Annotated in this window: 21 protein-coding genes and 1 tRNA gene; 14 read left to right on the plus strand and 8 right to left on the minus strand. The window is 50.6% G+C overall.

Annotated elements, in window-relative coordinates; genetic code table 11:
- Positions 1-89: 89 nt before the first annotated feature.
- Positions 90-1,259 (minus strand): HD-GYP domain-containing protein, encoded by a 1,170-nt coding sequence (locus tag ACXAGC_RS05720; RefSeq protein WP_474843169.1) that lies wholly within the window; start codon positions 1,257-1,259, stop codon positions 90-92.
- A gap of 164 nt (positions 1,260-1,423) precedes the next feature.
- On the opposite strand from ACXAGC_RS05720, the gene ACXAGC_RS05725 reads away from it, so the two are divergent.
- Both ACXAGC_RS05725 and rraB read left to right on the plus strand, forming a co-directional pair.
- Positions 1,424-2,152 carry a 1-acylglycerol-3-phosphate O-acyltransferase gene (locus ACXAGC_RS05725; RefSeq protein ID WP_303572765.1) on the plus strand — a complete coding sequence of 243 codons (729 nt, stop codon included), beginning with the start codon at positions 1,424-1,426 and terminating at the stop codon, positions 2,150-2,152.
- Between the two features lie 55 nt (positions 2,153-2,207).
- Positions 2,208-2,603, plus strand: a complete 396-nt coding sequence (gene rraB, locus ACXAGC_RS05730) for a ribonuclease E inhibitor RraB (protein WP_474843171.1) — start codon at positions 2,208-2,210, stop codon at positions 2,601-2,603.
- An 84-nt stretch (positions 2,604-2,687) separates the two neighbouring features.
- On the opposite strand, the gene bla is transcribed toward rraB, so the two are convergent.
- Positions 2,688-3,419: a subclass B1 metallo-beta-lactamase gene (gene bla, locus ACXAGC_RS05735; protein WP_474843173.1), complete on the minus strand. Its 732-nt coding sequence runs from the start codon at positions 3,417-3,419 to the stop codon at positions 2,688-2,690.
- A gap of 202 nt (positions 3,420-3,621) precedes the next feature.
- Between bla and ACXAGC_RS05740 the strand changes: the two genes are divergently transcribed.
- From ACXAGC_RS05740 to ACXAGC_RS05750, 3 genes are all read left to right on the plus strand, one after another.
- Positions 3,622-4,335: a choice-of-anchor H family protein gene (locus ACXAGC_RS05740; protein ID WP_474843175.1), complete on the plus strand. Its 714-nt coding sequence runs from the start codon at positions 3,622-3,624 to the stop codon at positions 4,333-4,335.
- A 114-nt stretch (positions 4,336-4,449) separates the two neighbouring features.
- Positions 4,450-5,718, plus strand: a complete 1,269-nt coding sequence (locus ACXAGC_RS05745) for an ABC transporter substrate-binding protein (protein ID WP_474843177.1) — start codon at positions 4,450-4,452, stop codon at positions 5,716-5,718.
- A 15-nt stretch (positions 5,719-5,733) separates the two neighbouring features.
- Positions 5,734-8,436 carry an ATP-binding protein gene (locus ACXAGC_RS05750; RefSeq protein ID WP_474843180.1) on the plus strand — a complete coding sequence of 901 codons (2,703 nt, stop codon included), beginning with the start codon at positions 5,734-5,736 and terminating at the stop codon, positions 8,434-8,436.
- A 68-nt stretch (positions 8,437-8,504) separates the two neighbouring features.
- On the opposite strand, the gene ACXAGC_RS05755 is transcribed toward ACXAGC_RS05750, so the two are convergent.
- From ACXAGC_RS05755 to pepA, 3 genes are read right to left on the minus strand one after another with little or no spacing between them, the layout of a single operon-like run.
- A complete protein-coding gene (locus ACXAGC_RS05755; RefSeq protein ID WP_474843182.1) occupies positions 8,505-11,282 on the minus strand; it encodes a valine--tRNA ligase in 2,778 nt (925 codons plus the stop codon).
- Between the two features lie 9 nt (positions 11,283-11,291).
- Complete coding sequence (locus tag ACXAGC_RS05760; RefSeq protein WP_119502319.1) at positions 11,292-11,720, minus strand: DNA polymerase III subunit chi; 429 nt, start codon at positions 11,718-11,720, stop codon at positions 11,292-11,294.
- A 5-nt stretch (positions 11,721-11,725) separates the two neighbouring features.
- The gene (gene pepA, locus ACXAGC_RS05765; protein WP_119502320.1) at positions 11,726-13,231 is read right to left on the minus strand and encodes a leucyl aminopeptidase; all 1,506 of its coding nucleotides are present in this window, start codon (positions 13,229-13,231) and stop codon (positions 11,726-11,728) included.
- Between the two features lie 297 nt (positions 13,232-13,528).
- On the opposite strand from pepA, the gene lptF reads away from it, so the two are divergent.
- Together lptF and lptG are read left to right on the plus strand one after the other, a co-directional pair.
- Complete coding sequence (lptF, locus tag ACXAGC_RS05770) at positions 13,529-14,632, plus strand: LPS export ABC transporter permease LptF (protein ID WP_474843185.1); 1,104 nt, start codon at positions 13,529-13,531, stop codon at positions 14,630-14,632.
- The gene (gene lptG, locus ACXAGC_RS05775) at positions 14,633-15,694 is read left to right on the plus strand and encodes an LPS export ABC transporter permease LptG (protein WP_474843187.1); all 1,062 of its coding nucleotides are present in this window, start codon (positions 14,633-14,635) and stop codon (positions 15,692-15,694) included.
- Positions 15,695-15,730: 36 nt separating this feature from the next.
- Here the strand turns inward: lptG and ACXAGC_RS05780 are convergent, their stop codons facing one another.
- Positions 15,731-16,174, minus strand: a complete 444-nt coding sequence (locus tag ACXAGC_RS05780) for an RDD family protein (RefSeq protein ID WP_474843464.1) — start codon at positions 16,172-16,174, stop codon at positions 15,731-15,733.
- A gap of 388 nt (positions 16,175-16,562) precedes the next feature.
- Between ACXAGC_RS05780 and ACXAGC_RS05785 the strand changes: the two genes are divergently transcribed.
- Positions 16,563-16,647: transfer RNA gene (locus ACXAGC_RS05785), tRNA-Leu, on the plus strand.
- Between the two features lie 121 nt (positions 16,648-16,768).
- Here ACXAGC_RS05785 and ACXAGC_RS05790 read toward each other — a convergent pair.
- Together ACXAGC_RS05790 and ACXAGC_RS05795 are read right to left on the minus strand one after the other, a co-directional pair.
- The gene (locus ACXAGC_RS05790; RefSeq protein WP_474843189.1) at positions 16,769-18,433 is read right to left on the minus strand and encodes a purine-cytosine permease family protein; all 1,665 of its coding nucleotides are present in this window, start codon (positions 18,431-18,433) and stop codon (positions 16,769-16,771) included.
- Between the two features lie 154 nt (positions 18,434-18,587).
- On the minus strand, positions 18,588-21,965 hold the full coding sequence (locus tag ACXAGC_RS05795; RefSeq protein WP_474843191.1) for an ATP-binding protein: 3,378 nt from the start codon (positions 21,963-21,965) through the stop codon (positions 18,588-18,590).
- A gap of 277 nt (positions 21,966-22,242) precedes the next feature.
- Between ACXAGC_RS05795 and ACXAGC_RS05800 the strand changes: the two genes are divergently transcribed.
- The 6 genes from ACXAGC_RS05800 to ACXAGC_RS05825 are packed head-to-tail and all read left to right on the plus strand — an operon-like array spanning position 22,243 to position 26,667.
- Positions 22,243-23,142, plus strand: coding sequence for an urease accessory protein UreD (locus ACXAGC_RS05800; RefSeq protein ID WP_474843193.1), 900 nt, complete (start codon positions 22,243-22,245; stop codon positions 23,140-23,142).
- A gap of 25 nt (positions 23,143-23,167) precedes the next feature.
- A complete protein-coding gene (gene ureA, locus ACXAGC_RS05805) occupies positions 23,168-23,470 on the plus strand; it encodes an urease subunit gamma (protein WP_474843195.1) in 303 nt (100 codons plus the stop codon).
- 9 nt (positions 23,471-23,479) lie between these two features.
- Positions 23,480-23,800, plus strand: a complete 321-nt coding sequence (locus ACXAGC_RS05810) for an urease subunit beta (RefSeq protein WP_474843197.1) — start codon at positions 23,480-23,482, stop codon at positions 23,798-23,800.
- Entirely contained in the window at positions 23,793-25,496 is a 1,704-nt protein-coding gene (gene ureC / locus ACXAGC_RS05815; RefSeq protein ID WP_474843199.1) for an urease subunit alpha, read from the plus strand. Before ACXAGC_RS05810 ends, ureC begins: the two co-directional genes overlap by 8 nt.
- Before the next feature lie 9 nt (positions 25,497-25,505).
- Complete coding sequence (gene ureE / locus ACXAGC_RS05820) at positions 25,506-25,958, plus strand: urease accessory protein UreE (protein ID WP_474843201.1); 453 nt, start codon at positions 25,506-25,508, stop codon at positions 25,956-25,958.
- A complete protein-coding gene (locus ACXAGC_RS05825; RefSeq protein ID WP_474843203.1) occupies positions 25,912-26,667 on the plus strand; it encodes an urease accessory protein UreF in 756 nt (251 codons plus the stop codon). The genes ureE and ACXAGC_RS05825 overlap by 47 nt, the downstream gene beginning before the upstream one ends.
- Positions 26,668-26,674 lie beyond the last annotated feature (7 nt).

The raw sequence follows: 26,674 nt of genomic DNA on the forward strand, positions 1-26,674 counted from the left end.
CTCAAATAGAAAAGCCCGATGCAGAAGTTCTGCACCGGGCTTTTTACATGAATAAATTTACTGTTCAGGCGGCTACGCCCGGAAGGATATTACGGGTTCTTCGTCAGCAGGCTCGTCATGGCCTGATTAAAGTGCCGCACCCATTTCATACTGAACTGCCCTTTGGCAGCCCGGTTCAGTTCAATGACCGCCTGTTTTTTAGACATCCGCGAGTCCTGATTATGTGCCCGTGAGTGGGTCATGGCATCGTAGGTATCGAGAATGGCCAGCAGTTTGGCACCGTCACAAATATCATCTTCTTTCAGGCCCAGCGGATAACCACTGCCATCTACCCTTTCATGGTGCTGCATCACAATTTTACGGGCGTGATCCCACTGATCGAGATGCTCCAGTAAGCGGGAGCTTTTGTACACGTGAGAACGCATGAGATTAAACTCGGCGTCAGTGTACGGGTCTGTTTTGTTAAGCAGGTGCAACGGCATGAACGCCATACCAAAATCGTGCACGTAACAGGCAACAGACAACTGATCGTCATCGATGGGACTGCCTGCTTCATGATTGATGTATAGCGCCAGCTTTGCAATCCGGTCGCCACGCCCGGCCCAATAATTAGAACGGTGTTCAATGGTTTGCATCAGGTCACGGAAAAACAGCATATCGGCCCGTTTGTCGGCACTCAGACCTTTCAGTATTCCGGTATTCGCTACCGTCTGCGGAGGCTTTGCCGGTGGCTTTTCGCCTTCCGCCTCAGCGGTTTGCTCTGTACCGGCAAATTCACCGGTGTCAATGTCCAGATCCGGATTCAGCAGCAATACCGCATCAGCCAGCAGTTTGTCGTGATCAGCATGGTTGTCCGGCGTGATCCGCGTGATCGCCAGCACCAGTTGTTCATGAAGATTTCCGTCATATTCAGCACACCCGGCATTCATCACATCCTGAACAAAGCTTTTCACCCTGTCCATAGTCAGCAACACCAGGTCACTCATGGTACTGGTGTAGTTAATCTGCCCTTTACGCAGAAAATCCAGCAAATCTTCAACGTGCTGAAGCAAGGGGATCATCGGACTGAAATTAACCAGCCCCAGGTCACCTTTGATGGTGTGGATAGAACGGAACAGGCTGCGTTGCAGTTCATTATCTTCCGGACGCAATTCCAGCTCTATGAGGGTTTGTTCGCTGGATTCATAAAGTTCGTTGATTTCCTCCATCAGGTCACTGAGGATATCTTCTTCAAGTTCTTCCGGTGTAAACGTCTGCATTTTATCTGGTTACCGCATTAAGCATGTATTTAAGTTATATCATCTGATCGGCAGTTTCGCTAATCAGCAATAGTGTTCTTTTGGCTAAATTTTCAGACTGATCGGATAACTGAACTGCTCTCAATCCCGTATACTTCGCGGCAAAACAAAAAACAGGAACAGTAGTGTTAGCAATTCTTCGCGTAATCGCGCTCTTTTTCGCATTCATTCTGATAAACATCGTTGTTTTAGTGGTTTGCGTGCTTCGCCCTTTTCACAAGAATAATGTTCATTTCGCCGGCAACGCTTATGCGCAGATGTCCCGGATTATGGGGCTTAAAATCATTATCCGGAAAAGTGATGCGGTGAAGGAAGACACCCCGTACGTGTTAATCGCCAATCACCAGAGCAGTTACGACATCATCACCATTTGTAAGGCGGCCCTGCCCGGCGTGGTGACTATCGGCAAGAAGAGCCTGAAGTGGATCCCCGTATTCGGACAGATTTACTGGTTATCGGGCAACATCATGATTGACCGGAAGAACAGCGGAAAAGCGCGGGATACGTTAAAAATAGCTGGTAAGAAAATCCGCGAAAAAGGGACATCCGTATGGGTATTTCCGGAAGGCACACGAAGCTACGGCAGAGGTTTACTGCCCTTTAAATCCGGCGCATTCTGGCTGGCACAGGCTGTTAAAGTACCGGTTGTCATGGTTACTGCCAGCGACTTACACGAAAAAGTAAAGTGGAACCGCTGGAACAATGGTGTTGTGCTTATCGATATTGATGCGCCGGTGGAGCTGACCCGTGAGCATTCTCCGAAAGGCTGGACGGAACATTTCCATAAAGCCATGGAAGAGAAATTCGCCCGTCTTAACGAAGAAGTGGCACAAATTGAATCTGCAAAGAGATAGCATCCTGCCGTTCAGTTAATTACACTAGGGCAAGTTGACGTTTTTGAGAGATAACATGAATCAGTTTGATGAACGGGAAGAATGGTACGCGTTTAACCAGGAAACCATAGAAGCACTGCTGGAAGACGGCAGTCAGGCGGATGCGGTGTACACCATTGAGCATCACCTTGCTTCCAATGATTTCGATAAACTGGAAAAAGCAGCCGTAGATGCGTTCAAAGCCGGTTTCGAAGTGTCTGATGCTGAGGAGCTTGTATTAGACGACGGCGGTACTATTTTCTGTTTTGACGCGATTGTTGAGCGTGAGCTGGAACAGGATGCGCTGGACAAAGACACAGATGCGCTGCTGAAGATTGCTGATAAGTGCGATGTGCACTACGACGGCTGGGGCACTTACTTTATGCCCCGCGACGAAGAAGCAGAAGAGGACGATGAGGATTACAACGACTGATACGTTGTCTGACTCATCAACGAAAGCCGGTGTATACTGCATGAAGATCACCGGCTTTTTTGTTCAGCAACGATGTCGCGCTGATCAGTTAGCACCTTCTGTCAGTGAGATAGTATGGTGCAGCAACGCCCGGGTTCCCGGCAGTCCGTGGCCCGGCAACACGATTTTCGCCTCAGGGTATCTGGCTAACACCTTCTGTACTGACGGCCCCCACTCTTCCGGACTGGCATCACCGGTATAACCTAAACTATCCGTTTCTGCGCTGCGGATAAGACATCCGCCAACCAGAATGTTTGCTCCGGCCAGCCAGACCACACTGTTATCCGGCGCATGTCCCGGACCTGGATAGAACACCTCAACACCTTCTGCCAGAGCATAGGTTGGACCGGTAATTTCCTGTTTTGCCAGCGGCTTACCCTGCTTCTCCAGAATAGCATTAGTCATTTTCGACGCATGTGTATCTATGCCTTTGCTGTTCAGCAAACCAATGCCCGCGGTACGGTCTTCATGGGAGTGACTGGAAAACGACATTGTTACCGGCATGCCTCGAGCTGCAGCCCAGTTCAGTAACTCCGCGGTGTCCTGCTCTGTCCACGGCGTATCGATAATAATGCTGCCCTGCTCAGACAGAATAATCACGCCGTTGGACTCCACCAGCCCAAATCCGTCTACCTGCTTGTACGACAGATGCAGCCACACATCATCAGACAAAGGTAACAATTGCATTGGTTTTTGCTCCGGCAACGCTTCCCCGTGCAGGGCGAAAGCAGACAATCCCAACACCAGCAACGCTATCAGTTTTACGAACCGCACCATGAATAATTCCGTAATCAATGAGTCTGCTCATGTTTATATCCCGGCCGGTACATTCCGTCTACAGCTAACCCGTTGTAATGCACAGATAAAGGGCCAAACTGTCAGCGGTTAAGACTGCTTTCAGCAACCGTTCAGTTTACGCAGGCGACACTAAGCCCGTAGTCAGCCAAAGACAAGAGGAATGATGATGCTGAAACAAACAATGAAACCGTTAATTGTTCTGATGGGCATTACCGCTCTGCAAGCGCCGGCACAGGCAGAAACAACGGAACGGACCACTGAAGCCAGAGAGTTTCAGTTCGGTGAAGCGTACACCCCGAAAGACGGCGACTTTATCAGAAACGATACACTGGCCAGCGTTACCAAAGCCACAAAAAGCAGTAAAAAGCGGGCAGCTGTGAATGCCGTTGTGAATACCAACTTCTGGATTTACGATGCATGGACTGAGCGCTTCAACGACGCCGATTATGACGGTTATGCCACGACGGTGTCTGTAAGCTTTGATGCTGATACTGTTTATGCAGAAGTACCGGTTTATGCAGTCCTTTACCTGGGCGATCCTGACAGTTTTTACCCGGTACACGAGTCATCTGTGTTTTATATTTACGGGGAAAGTACCAGCGATGAATTTGTAATAGAAACTGACCTTATCACCGGCTACCGTCCATTCGACTATGACATCATGATTGAGCTGTACGACGCGCAGACAAACGAACTGTTGGCTGTTGCCGATCATACCAGCGATGCAGACTTGTCTTATGTGCCCCTTGAAAGTCAGGATTACGACCGGGTCATTGTTGAACAGGAAACCGTGGTGGAAGTAAGAGAACACGGCGGAGCCCTGCACTGGCCTTTCCTTGCCGGCCTTCTGGGCATGGGGATATGGAGAACAGTATCACGCCGCCCACGCAGATAGCATTCTACTTCCGGGGCTGTTCAAAGAGAACAGCCTTTGTTTTAACGCTTTTTTTGGCATACCTGTCCATTCAGTGCCACAATAAAGTATGACTCAGGACAAAGCGCCACCGGAATGGACAAACAAAAAAAACTGCTGACAAGAAGACGAGTGCTGAAAGGCTCTCTGGCAGGCTGGCTGACCGCCGGCATGGTCCCCTTTGCCATTGGCAAAGAGAAACCTCTGGTAAGAGTGCTTGGCACCCATGTAACCTTGCAGGAAGCCTTGAGACAGCAGGCTATGGAAGACTTAGGGATCCGGCTGCAGTTCGCTCCCGGCGGCAGTGCAACGGTACTTCAGAAAGCCACCATGAATCCGCAGGGCTTTGATTTATATGAGCAATGGTCAAACAGCATCAATGTGCTCTGGCGGGCCAATGCCATTCAACCCATCGATAAACGCCGTATTGGTAACTGGGACGAAATTAACGATCTGACAAAGACCGGCAAGGTCTCTCCCGAAGCGAAAATCGGTGCCGGTGATGCCCCCCACAAAATAATAAACGTTCAGGCCGACGGCTCGCTGGGAGAAAAGCACACGGATGAAATCAGCTTCCTCCCGTACGTGCACAATGTTGATTCCTTTGGCTATCTGGAAAACGCGTTACCGGCCGATATGAACAGTGCAGATGAGAGTTGGGGCTGGCTGCTGGATTCCAGACTCAGCGGAAAAGTGGGTATCGTGAATGACCCGACTATCGGGTTATTTGATTTAGCCCTGGCGGCAAAAGCGAAAGGCTTCATGGAATTTGAAGACATCGGCGCCATGACGCGGGCAGAATTAGACAGCCTGTTCCTGTTACTGATTGAGCTTAAACAGCTGCAGCATTTCAATGGCTTCTGGACCTCCGTACCGGAATCGGTGCAATACATGCGTACGAAGCGGGTCACCATTGAAAGTATGTTCTCCCCTGCTGTGTCTGATTTGAATGGTCAGGATATTCCTGTTCGCTTTGCGGCTCCCCGTGAAGGTTACCGTGGCTGGCACGGCGTGATGTGTCTTTCTGCTGCCACGCAGGGCCGGGTGAAAGATGCTGCCTATGAATACATGAACTGGTGGTTGTCCGGCTGGCCCGGTGCTTTCATTGCCCGTCAGGGGTATTACATTTCAAACCCGCAACGTTCAAAGCCTTATTTAAGTGAAGCTGAATGGAACTACTGGTACAGAGGTTTACCAGCTTCAGAACCGCTCAGAGGGCCGGATGGAAAAGTGTCTGTAAATCGCGGACAGCAACGCTCCGGCGGCAGTTACGAAGATCGTTTCGGCCATGTCGCCGTTTGGAATACCGTTATGCCGACTTATGAATATAGTCTGCAGAAATGGTATGAATTCATTACTTCTTAGTGGTACGCATTCTTTATGTTTCATTCTATCCGTATTCAACTGCTCACTGTTCTGATCATCATGATCGGACTGATCCTTGTGCAGGGTTTTCTCGGCCGTGCCAACGAGCAGGTTTTAACCGAAGGCATGAATAATACCCGCCAGGCGGTGATCGATGTGGGCATCGTAGGTGAACTGGAAAGAGATGTGGTGGATCTTCAGCGCAATGTGCTGATTTTCCGTGAAACCGCCAGCCCGTCTGCGGTAACCCGTTTTGAGCGCCTGATGATTTCCATCACTGACAAGCTGGAAGCCCTTGAGACCTCTTCCATCTCTTCAACCTATGAATACACAGAAGATGACATTCTGGAGCGCATGCGTACTCATCTGGTGTCTTACAAAGAGAACTTTCACGCGGTGGTGGATGACCGGCACCGCCGGGACCAGCTCATCGATTCAGGTTCACTGGTCGTCGTCAGACAAATCGAGAGCTTGTTGCAGGAAGTCGCGGAAAAACGTGAGATGCCGGCGGCAAAAATTGACCTGCTAAAAATGCATGTAACAGAAGCCGAGAATGCCGCATTGCGTTATCTGGTATCACCGGCACAGCAAAATATCTCCGAGTTTAATGCGTCACTGGCACCAGTTTATTCCCTGCTGGAAAGTGAATCATCCGCTAACGAAGTAGCGATCCGTGAACATATTCAACGACTGGAAGAACGCTTTTTACGGCTGACCCAGATAACCCAAAGCAATATGTTTCTGGTTAATGTGGTCATGGCCGGCTCGGCCAACGAGTTTCTGTATCTCAGCCGCGAGCTTGCCGACCGGGTAAATGCCCGCACCAATCTGATTAACCGCAATGCGCAGAATGCCGCTATCGGGGCCCGGCTCAACGGTGAAATATACTCTGTTATCGCTATCATTCTCGCCTTCGCCTTCGCTATTTTTACTGTGCGCCGGGTCCTCAGCCCTATCCGCTCCATTACTTCTGTGTTTAATCAGCTGGCAGACGGTAAGCAGGTAGATGTATTGCCCGATCTCGACCGTAAAGACGAAATCGGCAAACTGGCCAAAGCAGCCAGCGTATTTAAAGACAAAAATGAGCAGACCCGCTCTCTGCTGAAAAATGCCCAGGAACTGAACGTCCAGCAGGAAGCATTAAACAAAGAACTCGCCGAATCCAAGAAGAAAGCAGAACAGGCCACCGCCTCGAAGAGTATTTTCCTGGCTAACATGAGCCATGAGATCCGCACGCCGCTCAACGGCATCATCGGCCTGCTGGAACTGGCTCATCAGCAACCCATGTCATCCATGCTGAAGGATTATCTGGACAAAGCATCTTACTCCAGCCAAATCCTAGTCAGTGTGATAAACGACATTCTTGATTTCTCTAAAATTGAAGCCGGTAAGCTGGAACTGGAAAACGTCAGCTTCTCTCTGCACTCCATTCTGGATAATCTGCTTGCGGTGGTGAGTTTGCGGGCACAGGAGAAGAATCTCAGCGTTCATCTGGAGGTCGACCCGAAACTGCCACCCCGCATAGTGGGCGACCCTTTGCGGTTATCTCAAATTCTCATGAACATCTGTACCAACGCCGTTAAGTTCACCCAGCAGGGAGCGATTAATGTCACCATTAAGGGCATGGTGAACCAGCAGGGTGATAAAGTGGTTCTGCGCATAGAAGTCGAAGATACCGGTATTGGCATGACTCAGTCGCAGGTTGACCGCATCTTCCAACCATTTACGCAGGCTGACGGTTCGACAAACCGAAAATTCGGCGGCTCCGGACTGGGGCTGACGATTGTAAAACAGCTTACCGAACTGATGGCCGGTAAACTGAAAGTCACATCAATGCCCAATCACGGTTCTACTTTCGTGATCACTTTACCCATGAAAATTCAGTCCGGTCAGAAAGGTATTCTTGCTGATTTGCCCCAGTTGCCACTGGGCAGCTGTTATTATTCCGACAAGCCGTTGCTGCCGGCAGCCTATATTGAATTATTAAACCTGCGCTCTGCCCGTCAGCCCCTTGCCATGGTGGAAAATGACGTGGGCGTGCCGCCTGCCGTGCTGGTTGAAATTGCTACCTACGCAGAATTCAAATCCCTGCTACCGCAGTTATCGCTGATAGAGCGGCAAAGCATTCCTGTGGGCATTGTCATGGAAACCCAGACCGGGCAATTGCAGGAGAAAATTCTTAGTCAATGGAAAGGTCCGGTTCTGCTTCATCCGTTTACACCGGCACAGTACCGCCGGTTTGTGTTCCGCCTTGCCGACATAGAAGATTTTAAACAGTCAACTGAGGTGCCGGATGAATCCACCATGCTGGAAGGTCACATTCTGCTGGTAGAAGACAACAATATTAACCAGGTGGTCACCGGAGAAATGTTGTCTTCACTTGGCCTCACCTTCGATATTGCCGAAGACGGTTTGCAGGCGGTAACTAAAATCAATAATGCGCCGGTATACGACCTGGTGCTTATGGATGTTCAGATGCCGGTAATGGACGGTTATGAAGCCACCCGCAAAATTCGCCAGAAAGGCTTAAGTGAACTACCCATCATTGGCTTGTCGGCCAACGCCATGAAAGAAGATGCCCAGCAGGCGATGCGTCACGGAATGACGGATTATCTCACCAAGCCGCTAAAACGCGCAGCGCTGGCCTCTATGCTGAAACGTTTTTTACAGGCCGAGTCCGGCGGGCAATCTGCGCGAAATAATAGTCAGCATAAGTAGCAACCAGTATTTTAGCGGGATCAAAAAAGGAGCGTTTCCGCTCCTTTTTCATTACTTTGCAAATGCGCTTATAACGCGCTGATTGTGGCGTGCTGTTCTTTCAGTTTTGCCAGCGCCGTTTCAGCTTCTTCCAGCTTGCTACGTTCTTTGGCAATTACCGCTTCCGGAGCACTGTTTACAAACTTCTCGTTTGCCAGCTTACCCTGAGCACGGGCCACATCCTGCTCAGCCTTACCCATTGCCTTGGCAATACGGGCAAGCTCAGCGTCCTTATCAATCAGACCAGCCATCGGGATAAGAATTTCCATCTCACCCACCAGCGCAGTCGCACTGGCCGGCGCCTGTTCACCCGCATTTAACGTGGTCACAGATTCCAGCTTCGCCAGCTTATCGATGAACGGCGCAGCCAAATCAAGACGGGCTTGATCCTGCTCACTCACATTGCGCAGAATAGCATTCAGCGGCTTGTTAGGAGATATATCCATTTCACCACGGATATTACGGATACCGATGATGAAACGCTTCAGCCATTCGATATCAGCCAGCACCTTGTCGTTCTCACGTTCCGCTTTCACTTCAGGGAAAGACTGGATCATGATGCTGGTTTCACCTTCTTTCACGCCTGCATCGCTTAACGGCGCAACACGTTGCCAGATGGTGTCAGTGATAAACGGCATTAACGGGTGTAGCAGACGCAGTAACTGCTCAAGTACGTTAATCAACGTATGACGTGTACCGCGCTTTTCTGCATCAGTAGACGCATCGCTGTTCAGTACCGGCTTAGTCAGTTCCAGATACCAGTCACAGAACTGGTTCCAGGTGAACTCATACACGGTTTGAGCGGCAATATCGAAACGGTAATCAGCCAGGGCAGATTCAAACTCTTTCAGTGTTTTCTGGAACTGCGCCCAAATCCACTGATCCGCCAGACTCAGCACCAGTTCACCACCGTCACGGCCCGTATCTTCTGTTTCGGTATTCATCAGCACAAAGCGTGACGCGTTCCAGATCTTATTGCAGAAGTTACGGTAACCTTCAACGCGGCTCATATCGAAATTGATATCGCGGCTGGTTGACGCCATGGCTGCAAACGTGAAACGCAGCGCATCGGTACCGTAAGCGTTAATACCGTCAGCAAACTGCTTACGGGTATTCTTCTCAATCTTCTTCGCCAGTTGCGGCTGCATCATGCCTGATGTGCGCTTGGTCACCAGAGATTCCAGATCGATACCGTCAATCAAATCGATAGGGTCAAGTACGTTCCCCTTCGACTTCGACATCTTGTCGCCGTTCTCGTCACGGATAAGACCGGTAATGTAGATATCTTTGAACGGGATCTTGCCGGTGAATTTCTTCGTCATCATGATCATTCTGGCCACCCAGAAGAAAATGATATCGAAACCGGTGACCAGCACTGACGATGGTACAAAGGTATCCAGCTCTGGCGTTTCTTCCGGCCAGCCCATGGTCGCGAACGGCCACAGTGCAGAGGAGAACCAGGTATCCAGTACATCATTGTCCTGTTTCAGTTCAACGGCGTCTTCGAGCTTGTAGCGACTGCGCACTTCTGCTTCGTCACGGCCAACGAATACGTTACCTTCGTTGTCGTACCAAGCCGGAATACGGTGTCCCCACCACAGCTGACGAGAAATACACCAATCCTGAATATTGTTCATCCACTGGTAGTATGTTTTGTTCCAGTTCTCAGGGATAAAGCGGATTTCACCGCTTTCCACCGCTTCAACCGCAGGCTTGGCCAGCGATTCAACAGCAACGTACCACTGATCAGTCAGATACGGTTCGATAACCGCACCGGTACGGTCGCCACGGGGTACTTTCAGTTTATGATCGACCACCTTAACCAGCAGACCTTCTGCGTCCAGGTCAGCAACGATTTGCTTACGGGCGTCAAAACGGTCAAGACCGCGATAAGCTTCAGGGGCCTCATCGTTAATCTTTGCGTCGTCGGTGAACAGGTTAATCATCGGCAGGCTGTGACGCTTACCCATGTCATAGTCGTTGAAATCGTGAGCCGGGGTGATTTTCACACAGCCGGTGCCGAATTCTGGATCCACATAATCATCGGCGATGATAGGAATAAGACGGCCGGTAATTGGCAGACGAATTTCCTTGCCAATCATGGACTGATAACGCTCGTCATCAGGATGAACAGCAACAGCCGTATCGCCCAGCATGGTTTCAGGACGGGTAGTCGCCACGACCAGTTCACCGGAACCGTCAGCCAGCGGATAGCGCATGTGCCACATGTGGCCGGCTTCTTCTTCGTTCAGCACTTCTAAGTCTGATACCGCTGTGTGCAGTACCGGATCCCAGTTAACCAGACGCTTACCGCGGTAAATCAAACCTTCTTCATGCAAACGAACAAAGACTTCTGTTACCGCTTTGGACAGATTGTCGTCCATGGTGAACACTTCACGGTCCCAGTCGGTAGACGTGCCGAGGCGGCGCATCTGTTTTGTGATAGTGCCACCGGACTCTTCCTTCCATTCCCAAATCTTGTCGATGAAGGCTTCACGGCCTAAATCGTGACGGGTCTTGCCTTCAGCATTCAGACGGCGCTCTACCACCATCTGGGTAGCGATACCCGCGTGGTCTGTACCCACCTGCCATAAGGTGTTGTCGCCCTTCATACGGTGATAGCGGGTTAACGCGTCCATGATAGTTTGTTGGAAGCCGTGGCCCATGTGCAAACTGCCTGTTACGTTTGGTGGCGGCAGTAAAATACAATACGGGTCACCGTGTCCGGATGGCTTGAAATAGCCTGCTGCTTCCCATTTTTCATAGCATTGCTGCTCAATGGATTGCGGTTCGAAGGTTTTATCCATTACTTACTCTCAACTGTCAGCAGATTTAAACTGCAACTGGCAGCCTGCCTGCTGATATTGTTTATAGCGAACCCGTGCCGCCTGTTTGGCGTCATCCGCCACCGGCACGAAGTCATAAATCGTTTGATAAGAATGCGGGGAGCTTAACATTTCCCCGCTTAAATTGACGATGAGATTGCGACGGGAAAGTTGATTTTCCTGCCAGCAGATTTCCACCGGCGTACCGGCGCCCGGCCCTTCCCCGCACAAATTATGCGGCACAAAGCGGCCAGCCGGCAATTGCCAGAGCAGCTCATCCACTGCTTCAGCGGAAGATTTGTCTGCACACAATACAACACACTTTTGTCGCTGGGAGTATGCAGTGGCAATCAGATCGCAGGCGCGGGATTCACCCGCGTCCTTACCATCACTGAGTTGCCAGAAGGTTACCTGAGGCATTGCGCTCAGTCCTCTTGTTTAATGCCTGAGCGGTTCATCAGGAACTGCGACAACATCGGTACCGGACGGCCAGTGGCACCTTTGTTCTTGCCGCTTCGCCACGCTGTACCGGCGATGTCCATGTGCGCCCAGTTGTATTTCTTGGTGAATCGGGACAGGAAACACGCAGCAGTAATTGAACCGGCCGCACGGCCACCTAAGTTGGTGAAGTCGGCAAACGGGCTTTCCAGCTGATCCTGATACTCATCCCACACAGGTAAGCGCCATGCACGGTCAGAACTCTGATCGCCGGCGTTCATCAGTTCATGGGCCAGCGGATTATGTGTACTCATCAATCCGGTTGCATGGTTACCCAGTGCAACAATCACCGCGCCGGTCAATGTTGCCACGTCGATGACCAGTTCAGGCTCAAAACGCTCAACGTAAGTTAATGCATCACATAATACCAGGCGGCCTTCTGCATCGGTGTTTAACACTTCAACAGTCTGGCCGGACATGGTGGTGAGGATATCACCCGGGCGATAAGATTTGCCGTCCGGCATGTTTTCACAGCCAGCCAGCACGCCGATAACATTAACCGGCAGATTCAGTTCGGCCACGGTTTGCATGGTCCCCAGCACACCGGCTGCACCGCCCATGTCGTACTTCATCTCATCCATGCCTTCACCGGGCTTGATGGAAATACCGCCTGAGTCGAAGGTAAGGCCTTTACCCACCAGCACGATAGGCGCCTGATCATCCGGACCGCCTTTGTGAGTAATGATACTCATCATGGATTCATTTTCAGAACCGCGACCTACAGCCAGGTAAGAATTCATGCCCAGCTCAGCCATCATGGCTTCATTCACCACTTCTGCACTGATGCTGTCGTAGTTTTCAGCCAGCGACTGTGCCTGCTCCCACAGGTAGGCAGGATTGCAGATGTTTGGCGGCATGTTCGCCACGTCTTTGGTCAGGCTGGCACCTTTTGAAATCGCCAGTCCATGCTCAATAGCACGCTCGCCCACGGTAAGTTCACGACGTGTAGGTACGTTCAGAACAATTTTACGTAACGGACGACGGGGCTCGCCCTTTTTGGTTTTCAGTTGCAGGAAGGTGTACAGGGAATCCTGCGTCGCTTCTACCGCCTGGCGCACTTTCCAGTAGGTATCACGGCCTTTCACGTGCAGTTCGGTGAGGAAACACACCGCTTCCATTGAGCCGGTTTCGTTCAGGGTTTTAATGGTTTTTGCGATGATTTGCTTATACTGACGCTCGTCCAGTTCACGCTCTTTACCGCAACCGACCAGTAACACCCGCTCGCTCAATACATTGGGTACATGATGCAGAAGTAACATCTGACCGGCTTTCCCTTCCAGGTCGCCGCGACGTAGCAGATTACTGATGTAACCTTCACTGATTTCATCCAGCTGTTCAGCCACCGCAGTTAAGCGACGAGGCTCGAAGACACCAACCACGATACAGGCGCTGCGTTGTTTCTCCGGACTGCCACTTTTTACACTAAATTCCACGATAACACCTCGCTCTTTTTATCTTGTGATTTGCATGACGATAATTTCGCATAACGTTTTGCGCTGCTTTATGTTTTAATACGCAGCCATATAAGCGATAAGACTGTGTTTGACGCTTTCTGTCGTGTTTGCCGTACTGCTACAATAGTCTGTGACTTGTGTAACGAAAACGGAAAAATTTGCGTCGTTTTCATGCAATCGGGTTATTGATATACAGGCAAAACTTGTAAAAACAGTTAGTTTACTCAACATCGTGCGCTTTTTCACTATAAATCCAAATTTTCCAGAGGTGCCGGAATGCTGATATTCCGTTATCTGATAAAGGAAACGCTTAAGTCACAGATGGCCATCTTTTTTATCCTGATGGCCATTTTTGTCACTTTGCGTTTCGTGCGTGTACTCGGCGACGCATCAGACGGCGATATTCCCGCCGGGCTTGTGCTGGGCTTCCTTGGCCTGTACGCGCCCATACTCTCTTCTCTCGTTCTGCCCATCAGTGCTTATCTTGGCATTATGCTCGCTCACGGCCGGCTTTACGTCGACTCTGAAATGACCGTTATGCGGGCCTGCGGCATAAGCGAATGGTACATCACCAGAGTGATGCTGTTGCTGTCTGTGTTCATCATGATTATTTGTGGTGTGATTACTCTTTATCTCGCCCCCAGTGCCGCAGAAAGTGAGTACCAGCTTCGCGAGAAAGCCAGAAGTGAAGCGGGCTTTTCTGCCATTATGCCAGGCCGGTTTCAGCAAACCGGTAACGAGAAAGCGGTTATTTTCGTGCACGACATCGACAGTCAGGACGATACCCTAAAGCGGGTTTTCCTGTCGCAAACCCAGCAGGACGGTAATACCGACCGCGTGCGGGTGGTACAGGCGAAAAACGGACAAATTCAGAATAACCCGGACGGTACCCGTAACCTGGTATTGCGGGAAGGCGTGCAGTACGAAGGTACGCAAACAGAGAAGAAATACCGGAAGGTTGCCTTCGATGAATATCAGATCCAGATTGCCGATGAAAAGCAGGACGAACCCCGCCGTAAAGTGAGTGTGTTGCCGACCATGGAACTGCTGAGCGACGACTCGATTGAAGCGCGGGCAGAGTTGCAATGGCGTATCGCAATTCCCCTTTCCATTCCTTTTCTGGTGTTGATTGCCGTGCCGTTAAGTTCTGTGGATCCCCGTCAGGGCCGGTTTGGCAAAATGTTTCCGGCGATCCTGCTGTATCTCGGTTATTTCCTGTTGCTGCTGGCCAGCCGCCGGGTACTCGAAGACGGCAAAATCCCTATCCAGCTCGGTCTGTGGTGGGTGCACGGCATTATGCTGATAATCGGTATAACACTGATCGTCAGGGACCGGCGGACCGGTACTGAACTGCGCGCACGTTTACTGGGGAGAAAATAGATGTTTCGTATTCTCGACCTGTATATTGCCCGCACCCTGCTTGGCACCATTACCGTAACCTTGTCAGTGCTGATTGGTTTGTCTGCCCTCATTAAGTTTGTTGAGCAGTTAAGAAAACTGGGTGAAGGCAATTACGATATCGTGGTTGCCGGGCTGTATGTATTGCTCAGCCTGCCCCGTGATCTCGAACAGTTCTTTCCCATGGCGACCCTCCTTGGCGGTCTCATCGGCATGGGATTACTGGCCAGTAACAGCGAACTGGTGGTTATGCAGGCCTCCGGCCTGAGCCGCTGGAACATTATTAATTCAGCCATGAAATCAGCGCTGGTCATGATCCTGTTTGTCATGGCGGTCGGTGAATGGGTAACGCCGTACAGCGAATCCAAAGCTAAGGAAATTCGTACCGAAGCCATTTCCGGAGGCAGCCTGTTCTCGTCAGATGCCCTGACATGGGCTAAAGACGGTGAGCATTTTGTCAGTATTGGCCAGGTAGTGACCCGCGAGTCGTTGCGGGATATCAGCATTTTCGATTTCAACAGCGACCTGACGCTGAACACCCTGACCTGGGCCAAAGAAGGGAATTACGATGGTGAAGTGTGGTGGCTCGATGATGTGTCGGTTACCCGTTTTACCGACAAGCACATTGATATTACTGACCACGCCCGCCAGCAATGGAACTCAACACTGACGCCGGATAAGTTAGGCATCGTGGCAATTAAGCCCGAAGCACTGTCTATTCAGGGGCTGTATGATTATGTGCAGTACAGAAAGGGCAACGGACAGGACAGTACCCGTTACGAGCTGGCATTCTGGCGTAAAGTTTTCCAGCCGGTATCCATTGCAGTCATGCTGTTAATGGCCCTGTCATTTATTTTTGGTCCCCTGCGCAGCGTCACCATGGGTGCCAGAGTTATCATGGGTGTGCTTACCGGTTTTGGTTTCTTCATTACCAATGAAGTGTTCGGCCCGTTAAGCCTTGTGTATTCATTACCACCCGTTGTCGCCGCCCTGCTCCCCAGCCTGCTGTTTGCCGGCGTGGCCACCTTATTGCTGCGACGTTGATAACAAAGTATTCAGACCGCCGCCACGACCACAGCGCTACCAGCTTTTGTGGTCGTTGGCCTCTTTAGACAAGTGAACCACTTCAGTTTTGGCGACCCGGTCCTGCAGTGACTGCTTGTTTTTAAAATCCAACAGCACCAGCAAGGTACCCAGTCCGCCCAGTGACGTGATCAGGCGTAAAATCAACCTGCCCCAGGTAACCGGCTCATCAACCGTACTGAAAATGCGTAAGCGCCATGCCCGCATACCAATAGTCTGACCGCCCTTCTTCCAGAACCACAGAAAGAACCCCGTGATCCAAAGCCCTACCCATACCTGGATGAGTGTTTTATAAAACAAGGATTGCTGAATCAAATCAGCGGGCTCTGCAAAGCCTTGTAAACTCAGCACACCGTTTTTCAGTAGAACAACCAGCGTGACTATCATCACCATGGCTGCACACATGCCTACCGCAACAGCTACCAATGTGTCGTATACCATCGCCAGCAAACGGCGAAAAAATCCGGCACGGTTGGGTACCGTGCTTTCTGGCAATGTACCAGCCGGCTCAGCAACCGGCGCTTTCTTTTTTTGTTTTCCCACAAGCTCTTCACTTCGTTAAGCAACTCACAGCTTTGATTCTAAAGCCAGGACACAGCACTACAGGTTAAATTTGGTTAAAACAGCTACGCCAGAATAACCCGGAGTCACCGGGAGACAAACACTTAGGGTAAGGAAATCGACAGATGCACGACCTGAATCAAGTACCTCGACAACGGTTGCACATTCTTTAGCCAGACTGCCACACAAACCCTGATTTTCAGGAAAAAGTACTTGTCTCTGCAACGCGTATCGCTATAATGCATCCCTCATCGACACCATGTCGAATGCCAGTGTGATGGAATTGGTAGACATAGGGGATTCAAAATCCCCCGCCTTCGGGTGTGGCGGTTCGAGTCCGCCCACTGGTACCATTCTTCTTAAAGAAGAAACAATAAACCGACCTTAGCGTCGGTTTTTTTGTAAATGATAACAAAAAATGGAACTACCCCGCCTGCACGGCTGACATTTCTGCCGCGCAGACTTACATATGGATTATTTCGAAGCGGGCAGGATATGTTTTCCGCTGGAATCCGTACTAACACATAATGAGCAAATGCTGGCATTCGGCACCGCTGGTGTCGACAGCATATCAGGGCGTTCATAGTCGGTTTTACATTCCACGCAGGTCATCACTGCACCGGTAGGGTTACCATGCTCATCAAACATGGGAATGCTGATCCCGTCGTGACTGCGGCGCTGATAATATTTGCCCTGGGTAATAATTGCCATCAGTGGCGTCATAACCAAAGCAACTACCAGGGCAACCAGTGGTGAATAGGGTTGTAACCAGGGTCCCAACGCTCCAAAGAAGGTTGCAATCGACAGCCCGGCAGATAATGTTAACGACACAAATCCTACCGGGTTAAACGCGTAGATCATGCCGCGGCGAAATTCCGGCACTTTGGGCGACAGTTTCAGCACGTATTTGTTAATGGCAATGTCGGTAGCAACGGTAACAATCCAGGCAATACCGCAATTAGCGTAAAAGCCCAGAATATTGTTGAGGAAATCAAACATGTTCATTTCCATCAGCAGCAACGCTATGGATAAATTGAACAATACAAACACCATACGGCCAGGGTAATGCTTGGTCACCCGCGTGAATGAGTTAGTCCAGGCCAGTGAGCCACTATAAGCGTTGGTCACGTTGATTTTAATTTGCGAAATCACTACCAGAATCACCGCCAGGGTCATGGCCAGCCAGCCCGGCATCATTTGCTCATAAACGCCAAGAAACTGGTGTACCGGCTCACTTGCCAGCTTAATGTCTTCTGGTAGCAAGGTAGCAATCAGATATACCGCAATAAAGAGTCCGGTAATTTGCTTAAGAGCACCTAATACCACCCAGCCGGGACCCGCACAGATCACCGACGCCCACCAGACTTTTTTATTTTCTTCGGTCCGGGGTGGCATAAAGCGCAGATAATCAATTTGTTCAGCAATTTGTACAATCAGTGACAGACACACACCCGCAGCCAGCATAACACTGCTTAAGGCTACGCCTTCGCTGCCACTTTCTCCGCCATAATTTAAAAAGGCATCGATACTTTCGGGCTGTGTGGCAACCAGATAAATCATCGGCAGTACCATAAGGATCAGCCATAGAGGGGTTGTCCATACCTGCAGAGTGGCGAGCGCTTTCATGCCGTATATTACCAACGGGATCACCATCAGCGTAGAGATAGCATAGCCGAGCCAGAGTGGCACTCCCAACCCAATCTCGAGGCCCTGAGCCATAATGGAGCCTTCCAGGGCAAAAAAGATAAATGTAAAACTGGCAAAGATAATATTGGTGATTACCGAACCATAGTAGCCAAAGCCACTGCCACGGGTTACCAAATCTAAATCAAGATTATACCGGGCGGCATAATAGGCCAATGGAAAGCCGGTACAAAAAATAATTATCGCCGCAAACAAAATGCCCAGCACTGCGTTACTGGTACCATAGGCAATACCGATGTTGGCACCAATGGCAAAGTCTGCCAGGTAAGCGATACCGCCCAGTGCCGAGGTGGCAACCACCGCTGGCGTCCAGCGACGGTAATGGCGCGGTGCAAAGCGCAGGGTGTAATCTTCCAGTGTTTCTGAGGCCGCGGCGGGTTGATTCGATGACCCCGCTGCATCAATATTGCCATGATGGTGTTTTATAGTTTCCATAATGTCTGTCTCCATTATGATTAAACATTTTTAAGCAGCATGCATCCCGCTGCTTAACTTAACGTTGAATCAGCTAGTAAAATAAAGAGGATTGCGAATAGTAGGCCTGCTCTGCCAGCGTTAGCTCATAACGCTATCGGGCTGGCGCTATTTCTCAGGGGGGGTGTCCGGAGGCAATAAGTACGTCAATTTTTTCGATGGCTTTTTGAAACTGACACTGCGTTGCCAGTTGTTGTAGTTCCCTGGCAATATCCGCAGAGAGTTTATAGTTATTATTAATGTCGTTTAACTTACTAACAAACCCCGACAGATAACCAATTTCTGCCAGCGATTTAAGGGCCTTAAATTGGGTCACGCCAGCGGCTGGTTTAGCCGCTGGCGGCTCATGTACAGAAGCCTTCGCCTCACTCGCCTTGTACTGCCACCGTAAACTCAACCATTCTCCCACTTTACTGAGTAATTGATTGATCATAAACGGCTTCACCAGGTAGTCATTATGGTTACGCCTGGCGCTGGCGACTTTGTCGAGCTCCCGCACATTGGCAGATACGATAATAATCGGTTGCTGATACCCGGCCTGACGAATATCTCTGGCCGCCTGCCAGCCGTTAGCACCGGGCATATTGAGATCCAGCAATAACAAATCAATCTGATATTTGGTTAATAAACGCATACCGTCTTCGGCCGAGCTTGCGGTGAGTACAGTAAAGTCCAGCGGTGACAGGATGTCATTCATTAACTGGCGCTGACTAAATTCGTCATCTACCACCAGAATGGTTCGGCGTGTTCCTTCGTAACCCACTATTTGCTTATGTTCGAGGCTCACTGCGGTGTCTTTCTCGCTCAGGCGTGGCAGTAACAATCGCAGATGAAACTGACTCCCGTTGTCGGGTTCACTTTGCAATGTAATTTCGCCGCCCATCAGTTCTGCCAACGCCCGGGAAATCGTCAGCCCGAGTCCGGTTCCGCTAATGGCCGAGCTGTTAGAATCCACCCGTTCAAAAGGCTGGAACACTTTCTCCTGATCAGCCGGCGAGATACCGGGTCCGGTGTCGGATATCACAAAATGCGCGACTTCATTGCGATAGTTAACTCGCAGCGAAACCCCACCCTGCCGGGTAAATTTAATGGCATTGGAAATAAGGTTAATCAGAATCTGACGTAACCGCTGCTTGTCACCGGATACCCTGTTGGGTAAAAAGCGGGGCACCTCATAATTAAACGTTAACCCTTTTGCTTGCGCCTGCTGCTGAAACATATGTAATAATTGTTCGAGCAATTCGTGCAACGCAATTTCCTCGCGATTAACCGATAACCGGCCGGCTTCAATTTTAGAAACTTCCAGAATACCCTCAATGAGATCGTTAAGATGCTCACCGTTGCGTTTCATCGTCAGTAACGGGCCTTTAATATGCGTTGGCAATTGTGAGTCATTGGTAAGCAACTGGGCATAACCAAGCAGCACATTTAAAGGGGTTCTGAGTTCATGACTAAGCCCGGCGAGGTAGCGGCTTTTCGCATTGTTGGCCGATTCAGCCTGGTCCTTTGCCTGTAAGTACGCCTCGGTGGTTTTTTCGTGTGCATTCACCTCGTTGTACAGCGCATCACTTTGCTGGCGCAGTTCTCCCAACGCCTGGCGGTTACTTTGTTTTGCCAGGGTTAGTAACCAGCTCACAACCCCAATAATGATCAACAAAAAGAAGAAGACCTTAACTAAGGTGGTGGACACCACTTCCTTTAAATCCGGCGAACCGGCGCTGATTTGCCAGTAAATCAGCGCCAGCAGAACCACCGAAATGCTACTCAGCACCAAAGTTAATAAAATAGTTTGCGCCAGTGGACGGCTTAATAGCACCGCAGCGTTGTGTGTGGCATAACGGTTCAGAAACTGAGTCATTTGTGCAGACAGGGTGGATTTGTCGCGGCATTTATCTCCGCAATGCACATCCAGACTGCAACACAATGAGCAAATGGGCCGGGCATACACCGGACAATGACTCATGTCTTCGTAGTCAAAGGTGTTTTCGCATATACAACATTGATGGGCCTGTTGAGGTAATACCTGAACGCCATTGCTAACCAGATAGTAACGGCCTCGTGTGGCCCAGCCAATCAGAGGGACGCTAACAAAGGGGATGGCAAAAGCCAGATACGACGCCAGTGCCGCCAATACGGTTCCCAACACACCGGCATAAGCAACAAACCCCACCACTGATGCCAGCAACATCGACAAAACTCCCACCGGGTTCACATCGAACAGCTTTGAGCGTTTAAATTCGATCATCGGCGGGCTGATACCCAGTGGTTTATTGATCAGCAAATCAGCGCTCACTGCCCCCAGCCACGACAGCACCAGCACCGAGTATCCTTTTAATATATTCTCAATCGTCTGATAAATGCCGAGCTCCATGAGCAACAGTGCGATGAGTACATTAAACACCATCCACACTACCCGGCCAGGGTGATTGTGCGTGATCCGGCAGAAAAAATTAGACCAGGCAAGCGAGCCGGCATAGGCATTGGCGACATTAATTTTTAGCTGTGAAAGCACCACAAAAATAGTCGCGACAACAATACCCAGCGTGGAATTACTGAACACATAGGCAAATGCATCCTGGTACATGTGCGCAGGGTCGCTTGCAACCGCCGGAAGCACCCCTTGCTTTAACAACAAAAATGCCAGATAAGAGCCTAAAAAGAGTTTACCGGCACCAAATACAATCCAGCCCGGTCCGGCCATGAGTAAGGCGGTCCACCATTTCGCAGGGCTGCCATGCTCTGCTTTTGGCGGTAAAAAGCGCAGAATATCCGCCTGCTCACCAATTTGTGCCACTAGCGACATTAATACAGCAGAAGCGCCACCAAATAATAAAATATTGAAACCGCCTGCTGCACTGCCGGCCACCCCTTTAAACTGCAACCATTCCTGCAAACTGGACTGAGGATGAGTAAACACATAAAACAGCGGAATAAGTTGCAATACCAGCCACACCGGCTGACTCCAGACCTGGAAACGGCTGATATAGGCAATGCCATGGGTTACCAGTGGCAACACAATTAAGGCACTGATGGCGTAACCAATATACAACGGAATGCCGAGTAATAATTCCAGCGCCATGCTCATAATGGCCGCTTCAAGGGCAAAGAAGATAAACGTAAAAGACGCATAAATCAGCGACGCAATGGTAGAGCCGACATAACCAAAACCAGCCCCCCGGCTGAGCAGGTCGATATCAACACCATATCGGGCCGCGTAATAACTGATTGGCAGGCCGCTAATAAATATCACAGCCACCAGTGCCGCAATCGCCCAGGCCGCATTCACAAAACCATAGTTCAGAGTGATCGCACCACCAATGGCTTCCAGCACCATAAATGACACAATGCCCAGCGCCGTACCGGCAATCCTGGCATAGGGCCATTTTCGCGCCCGCCGCGCAGTAAAACGCAGAGCAAAATCTTCCATCATCTCATTCGCAACAAACTTATTGTACGAACGTCGATTTGATGAAATGTTGTGCGAAGCTGGCATGGCGTAACACCTTCCCCTAAGAGCTGCTACCTGCTTGAAACAGGCTATCTGATTAAGTGATATTTAGAATAACGGGGTTAGCGCTAAACAGCTATGGGCATTGTACGATCCGTGACTACGTAATTTACCCCATATTATTATCACTCCTTGTGACGGTAAGATGGATCAGCGGTGGCAGCATCTTGATTTTGGAGTTGTCATGCGTCTTACCGCATCATGCAAGGAGCAGTTAACTATGCAATTGTTTATGGCGACCACTCGCCAACAGGTTGTCTGAATGACAGCGTTTGAGCCTCTGGCTGCAATAGATTGCAACCACCAGCAATGGCTGGCGCGCTTGCACATGTCGTTTGCGACCAGGCAAGGCCGCACTTTGTTGCACCGGACTAAACGGCAGGGGCCATTATCAGTACAGCGCGCTTTTTATCCGGAAACTAACGGTACCGCGCATTTATATTTATTGCATCCGCCAGCAGGTATTGTCTCTGGTGATGAACTGCGCATTAGCGCCAGCCTGTCAGCAGACAACCAGGTATTGCTGACAACCCCCGGGGCCAATCGGTTTTACCGCGCCCGAGGCGCATCTTCACCGGCCAGCCGACAAAACCAGTATACGCACTTTAGCGCCGCACAGAACGCCAGCCTGGAATATCTGCCACACGAAACTCTGGTGTATGCTCAGGCGAATGCATTCAGCCACACCGACATACATTTGCAGGATGAAGCCAGCTATATCGGCTGGGAAATCGCCTGTTTGGGGCTGCCGCATATTCAACAGCCTTTTAATGGCGGACAGTTTACCCAAACACTCAGCGTGTATTACAACCAGCGTATTCGTTTTCATGACCGCCTGGCAATTACCGCCAACGACGACCTTTGCACGGCCCGCATCGGGCTGGCAGGACACCACGTCACCGGTACGATGGTGATGGTTAACGGTCAGTCGGTTAGCAGCCAGCAGTATGCTGACACCCTGTGTGCCCGGGTGTTCGATATCACGGTTAAGGAGCAGCAATTCGGACTGCTTGCCGTCACTCAGGTTCAGGGCGTTGTGATAGTGCGTTACTTAGGTGATAACAGCGAGCAATGCCGAGAGTGTTTTCACCGTATTTGGGCTGCCCTACGGCCCGAAGTCAGTCAGCGCGAGGCGGTATCGCCCCGCATCTGGTTTACCTAATCAAATTTCGCCGACAGGACATACCATGGAATTATTACCCAGAGAAAAAGATAAATTACTGTTGTTTACGGCGGGATTAGTCGCCGAACGCCGACTTAACAGAGGACTGAAACTCAATTATCCCGAGGCGGTCGCGTTTATCTCAATGGCTATTCTCGAAGGCGCCAGAGACGGTCAGACGGTGGCAGAATTAATGGATTATGGCCGCACCGTACTCAGTAGTGAGCAGGTAATGGAAGGCGTCGCCGCCATGATTCACGATGTTCAGGTAGAAGCCACTTTCCCGGACGGCACCAAGCTAGTCACCGTTCACGACCCAATCGTTTAAGGAGCGTCTATGATCCCGGGTGAAATTATTACCGATAACGGTGACATTGAGTTAAATGCCGGCCTGCCGGTAACCGAAATTACCGTTATTAACAGTGGCGACCGGCCTGTTCAGGTCGGCTCTCATTACCATTTTTACGAGGTCAATCCGGCCCTGCAGTTTAACCGTGAGCAATGTAAGGGGCTACGCCTGGATATCACCGCAGGAACTGCCGTGCGTTTTGAGCCAGGCCAGCAACGCACCGTTGCACTGGTGCCTTTTGGCGGTAATCGCATTATTTACGGATTCAGAGCGGATATTATGGGTTCACTGGAGGAAGAAGATGGCTAGAATTGATCGCCACGCCTATGCACATATGTTTGGCCCAACCACCGGAGACAGGGTGCGACTGGCCGATACCGAGCTGTTTATCGAAGTAGAAAAAGACTACACCCGTTATGGTGACGAAGTTAAATTTGGCGGCGGCAAAGTCATTCGTGATGGCATGGGCCAGGGCCAGTTTAGTTGTGCCGAGACCCCGGATCTGGTAATCACTAATGCCCTGATTCTCGACCATTGGGGGATTGTTAAAGCCGATGTCGCCATAAAGCACGGCCGCATTGAAGCGATTGGAAAAGCTGGCAACCCGGATGTGCAGGATGGCATCACCATTAAAATTGGGCCCGGCACCGAAATTATTGCCGGCGAAGGACAAATCCTTACCGCCGGAGGTATTGATGCCCACATTCACTTTATTTGCCCACAACAAATAGAAGAAGCCCTGATGTCCGGTGTCACCACTATGATTGGTGGCGGCACCGGACCGGCCACAGGAACCAATGCAACCACCTGTACGCCGGGCCCGTGGAATATTGAGAAAATGCTACAGGCTACTCAGGATATGCCAATGAATTTTGGCTTTCTGGGCAAAGGCAATGCCAGCCTGCCCATTGCCATTGAAGAACAGATAGAAGCCGGGGTATGTGGCTTAAAGCTGCATGAAGACTGGGGTACCACACCCGCCTCCATCGACAACTGTCTTAGTGTTGCTGAACGTTACGATGTACAAATTGCTATCCACACCGATACCTTAAACGAAGCGGGCTTTCTGGAAGATACCCTGGGCGCATTTAAAGGCCGTACCATTCATACCTATCACACCGAAGGTGCTGGCGGGGGCCACTCTCCGGACATCATTCGCGCCTGCGGTGAAGCGAATGTGTTACCGTCGTCCACCAATCCCACCCGGCCGTACACGGTAAATACCATCGATGAGCATCTCGATATGCTGATGGTTTGTCACCATCTGGATCCGGCCATCCCAGAAGATGTTGCGTTCGCTGACTCACGGATTCGTAAAGAAAGTATTGCCGCCGAAGATATTCTGCAGGACCTGGGCGCAATCAGTATGATTGCCTCCGATAGCCAGGCCATGGGGCGTGTGGGCGAAATGATTTGTCGCACCTGGCAAACCGCCCATAAGATGAAAGTACAGCGTGGCCCGCTGGAAGAAGACAGCAAGCGTAACGATAACTATCGGGCACGCCGCTATGTGGCTAAATACACCATCAATCCGGCTATTAGTCATGGCATCGCCGATCACGTTGGCTCCATCGAAATCGGTAAAATAGCCGATCTGGTATTATGGAAACCAGCTTTTTTTGGCATTAAACCCAGCCTGATCCTCAAATCCGGCTTTATTGCTGCGGCGCCAATGGGCGATGTGAATGGCTCCATTCCCACGCCACAGCCGGTGCATTACCGAACGATGTTTGGTAGTTATGGCGCGGCTGCCGCACAGTTATCTACCACGTTTGTGTCGCAGGCCGCGATCGACAATGGTATTGCCCAAAAATACGGTATTCGCCGACATCTTGCCGCCTGTAAAAACACCCGTACGATCACCAAGCAGGATATGTTACTCAACAACTGGCAGCCGCACATTGAGGTTGATGCTCAAACCTATGAAGTAAGAGCCAACGGTGAATTGCTGACCTGTGAACCCATGAAAGTACTGCCACTGGCACAACGTTACAGCTTGTTTTAAGGAACGATTATGCTAACCATTACGCAACGTCTGGGACATTTTCACGGTCGCGCTGATGACACGGTCACACTGGACTTCGATACCCGCCAAAAGGCGCGAATTAAAATCACCACCGACAACGGCAGCCCCGCCGGTATTTTTATCGAACGGGGTAAACCATTGTTGGTAGGTGAATGTCTCAAAAGTGACTGCGGCAAGGTCATTCAGGTAACTGGCGCTCTGGAACCCGTGATCACGGCATCAACGGATGACTGGCACATGTTTGCCAAAGTGTGTTACCACCTGGGTAATCGGCACACCCGGCTGCAGGTAGGTGAACGTTGGCTTAGGTTTAAACCGGATCATGTTCTTGCCGAGCTGGTAAGTATGTACCAACTTACAACCGACGATACGCCGGCAGTATTCGAACCCGAAAATGGCGCCTACCAGCACGGTGGTCACGCCCATCACCACCATGACTGACACCGCCGCGCTGCAAAGCGCCCGCTTGTTACAACTGTGTAGTGCGAATCTGCCGGTAGGCGGCTTCTCGTTTTCACAGGGCCTGGAACAAGCGGTAGAACGCGGCTGGATTGACTCGGCAGAGGCACTGCATGACTGGCTGAGCGTGTTTTTGCAAACCAGTGTGAGCCACACCGATTTGCCTTTGCTTGGAGCCCAGTACGATGCCATTAGCAGCGGTTGCCGTAAAACCTTTGAAGAACAGGATGCCTGGGTAGCCGCGACCCGGGAAAGTGCCGAGATATTACTTGCTGAACAGGCGATGGGAAAAGCACTCAAACGCCTGTTGAATAACCTGAACGACAAACCGGCCGGGGTTGCAGCAAAGTGGCTTGGCAACGTGCACGCAGACTGCTTTATCAGCCAGTTTGCGCTTGCTGCTCATCTGTTTGGTTTACCCCGCGGCGCAGCATTGAGCGGCTATGTCTGGACGTTACTCGATGCTCAGGTCGCTGCAGGCACTAAGCTTATTCCGCTGGGTCAGACCGATGGCCAGAATCTATTATTTCGCCTTGCCGGACAAATACAAACATGCCTGACAACAAGCGCCAGCATCGCTCTGAACGAATCTGGACAGTCACAATTAAATGAAATAGGACAGTCACTGCCTTCCATGGCGATGGCAAGTGCCTGGCACCAACAACAGTATTCACGATTATTTCGATCTTAAGGACTTT

This window comes from Alteromonas sp. AWJ4_197, from assembly GCF_056160285.1.

What these genes read in the sequence shown, in the direction of transcription:
- ACXAGC_RS05810 (WP_474843197.1), top strand. Translation starts at nt 23,480, where the DNA reads ATGATCCCGGGTGAAATTATTACCGATAACGGTGACATTGAGTTAAAT.
- ureA (WP_474843195.1), top strand. Translation starts at nt 23,168, where the DNA reads ATGGAATTATTACCCAGAGAAAAAGATAAATTACTGTTGTTTACGGCG.
- lptG (WP_474843187.1), top strand. Translation starts at nt 14,633, where the DNA reads ATGTTTCGTATTCTCGACCTGTATATTGCCCGCACCCTGCTTGGCACC.
- ACXAGC_RS05800 (WP_474843193.1), top strand. Translation starts at nt 22,243, where the DNA reads ATGACAGCGTTTGAGCCTCTGGCTGCAATAGATTGCAACCACCAGCAA.
- ACXAGC_RS05780 (WP_474843464.1), bottom strand. Translation starts at nt 16,174, where the DNA reads ATGGTATACGACACATTGGTAGCTGTTGCGGTAGGCATGTGTGCAGCC.
- ACXAGC_RS05755 (WP_474843182.1), bottom strand. Translation starts at nt 11,282, where the DNA reads ATGGATAAAACCTTCGAACCGCAATCCATTGAGCAGCAATGCTATGAA.
- ACXAGC_RS05760 (WP_119502319.1), bottom strand. Translation starts at nt 11,720, where the DNA reads ATGCCTCAGGTAACCTTCTGGCAACTCAGTGATGGTAAGGACGCGGGT.
- ACXAGC_RS05750 (WP_474843180.1), top strand. Translation starts at nt 5,734, where the DNA reads ATGTTTCATTCTATCCGTATTCAACTGCTCACTGTTCTGATCATCATG.
- ACXAGC_RS05795 (WP_474843191.1), bottom strand. Translation starts at nt 21,965, where the DNA reads ATGCCAGCTTCGCACAACATTTCATCAAATCGACGTTCGTACAATAAG.
- ACXAGC_RS05720 (WP_474843169.1), bottom strand. Translation starts at nt 1,259, where the DNA reads ATGCAGACGTTTACACCGGAAGAACTTGAAGAAGATATCCTCAGTGAC.
- ureE (WP_474843201.1), top strand. Translation starts at nt 25,506, where the DNA reads ATGCTAACCATTACGCAACGTCTGGGACATTTTCACGGTCGCGCTGAT.
- ACXAGC_RS05825 (WP_474843203.1), top strand. Translation starts at nt 25,912, where the DNA reads ATGGCGCCTACCAGCACGGTGGTCACGCCCATCACCACCATGACTGAC.
- ACXAGC_RS05740 (WP_474843175.1), top strand. Translation starts at nt 3,622, where the DNA reads ATGAAACCGTTAATTGTTCTGATGGGCATTACCGCTCTGCAAGCGCCG.
- lptF (WP_474843185.1), top strand. Translation starts at nt 13,529, where the DNA reads ATGCTGATATTCCGTTATCTGATAAAGGAAACGCTTAAGTCACAGATG.
- rraB (WP_474843171.1), top strand. Translation starts at nt 2,208, where the DNA reads ATGAATCAGTTTGATGAACGGGAAGAATGGTACGCGTTTAACCAGGAA.
- ureC (WP_474843199.1), top strand. Translation starts at nt 23,793, where the DNA reads ATGGCTAGAATTGATCGCCACGCCTATGCACATATGTTTGGCCCAACC.
- ACXAGC_RS05745 (WP_474843177.1), top strand. Translation starts at nt 4,450, where the DNA reads ATGGACAAACAAAAAAAACTGCTGACAAGAAGACGAGTGCTGAAAGGC.
- ACXAGC_RS05790 (WP_474843189.1), bottom strand. Translation starts at nt 18,433, where the DNA reads ATGGAAACTATAAAACACCATCATGGCAATATTGATGCAGCGGGGTCA.
- bla (WP_474843173.1), bottom strand. Translation starts at nt 3,419, where the DNA reads ATGGTGCGGTTCGTAAAACTGATAGCGTTGCTGGTGTTGGGATTGTCT.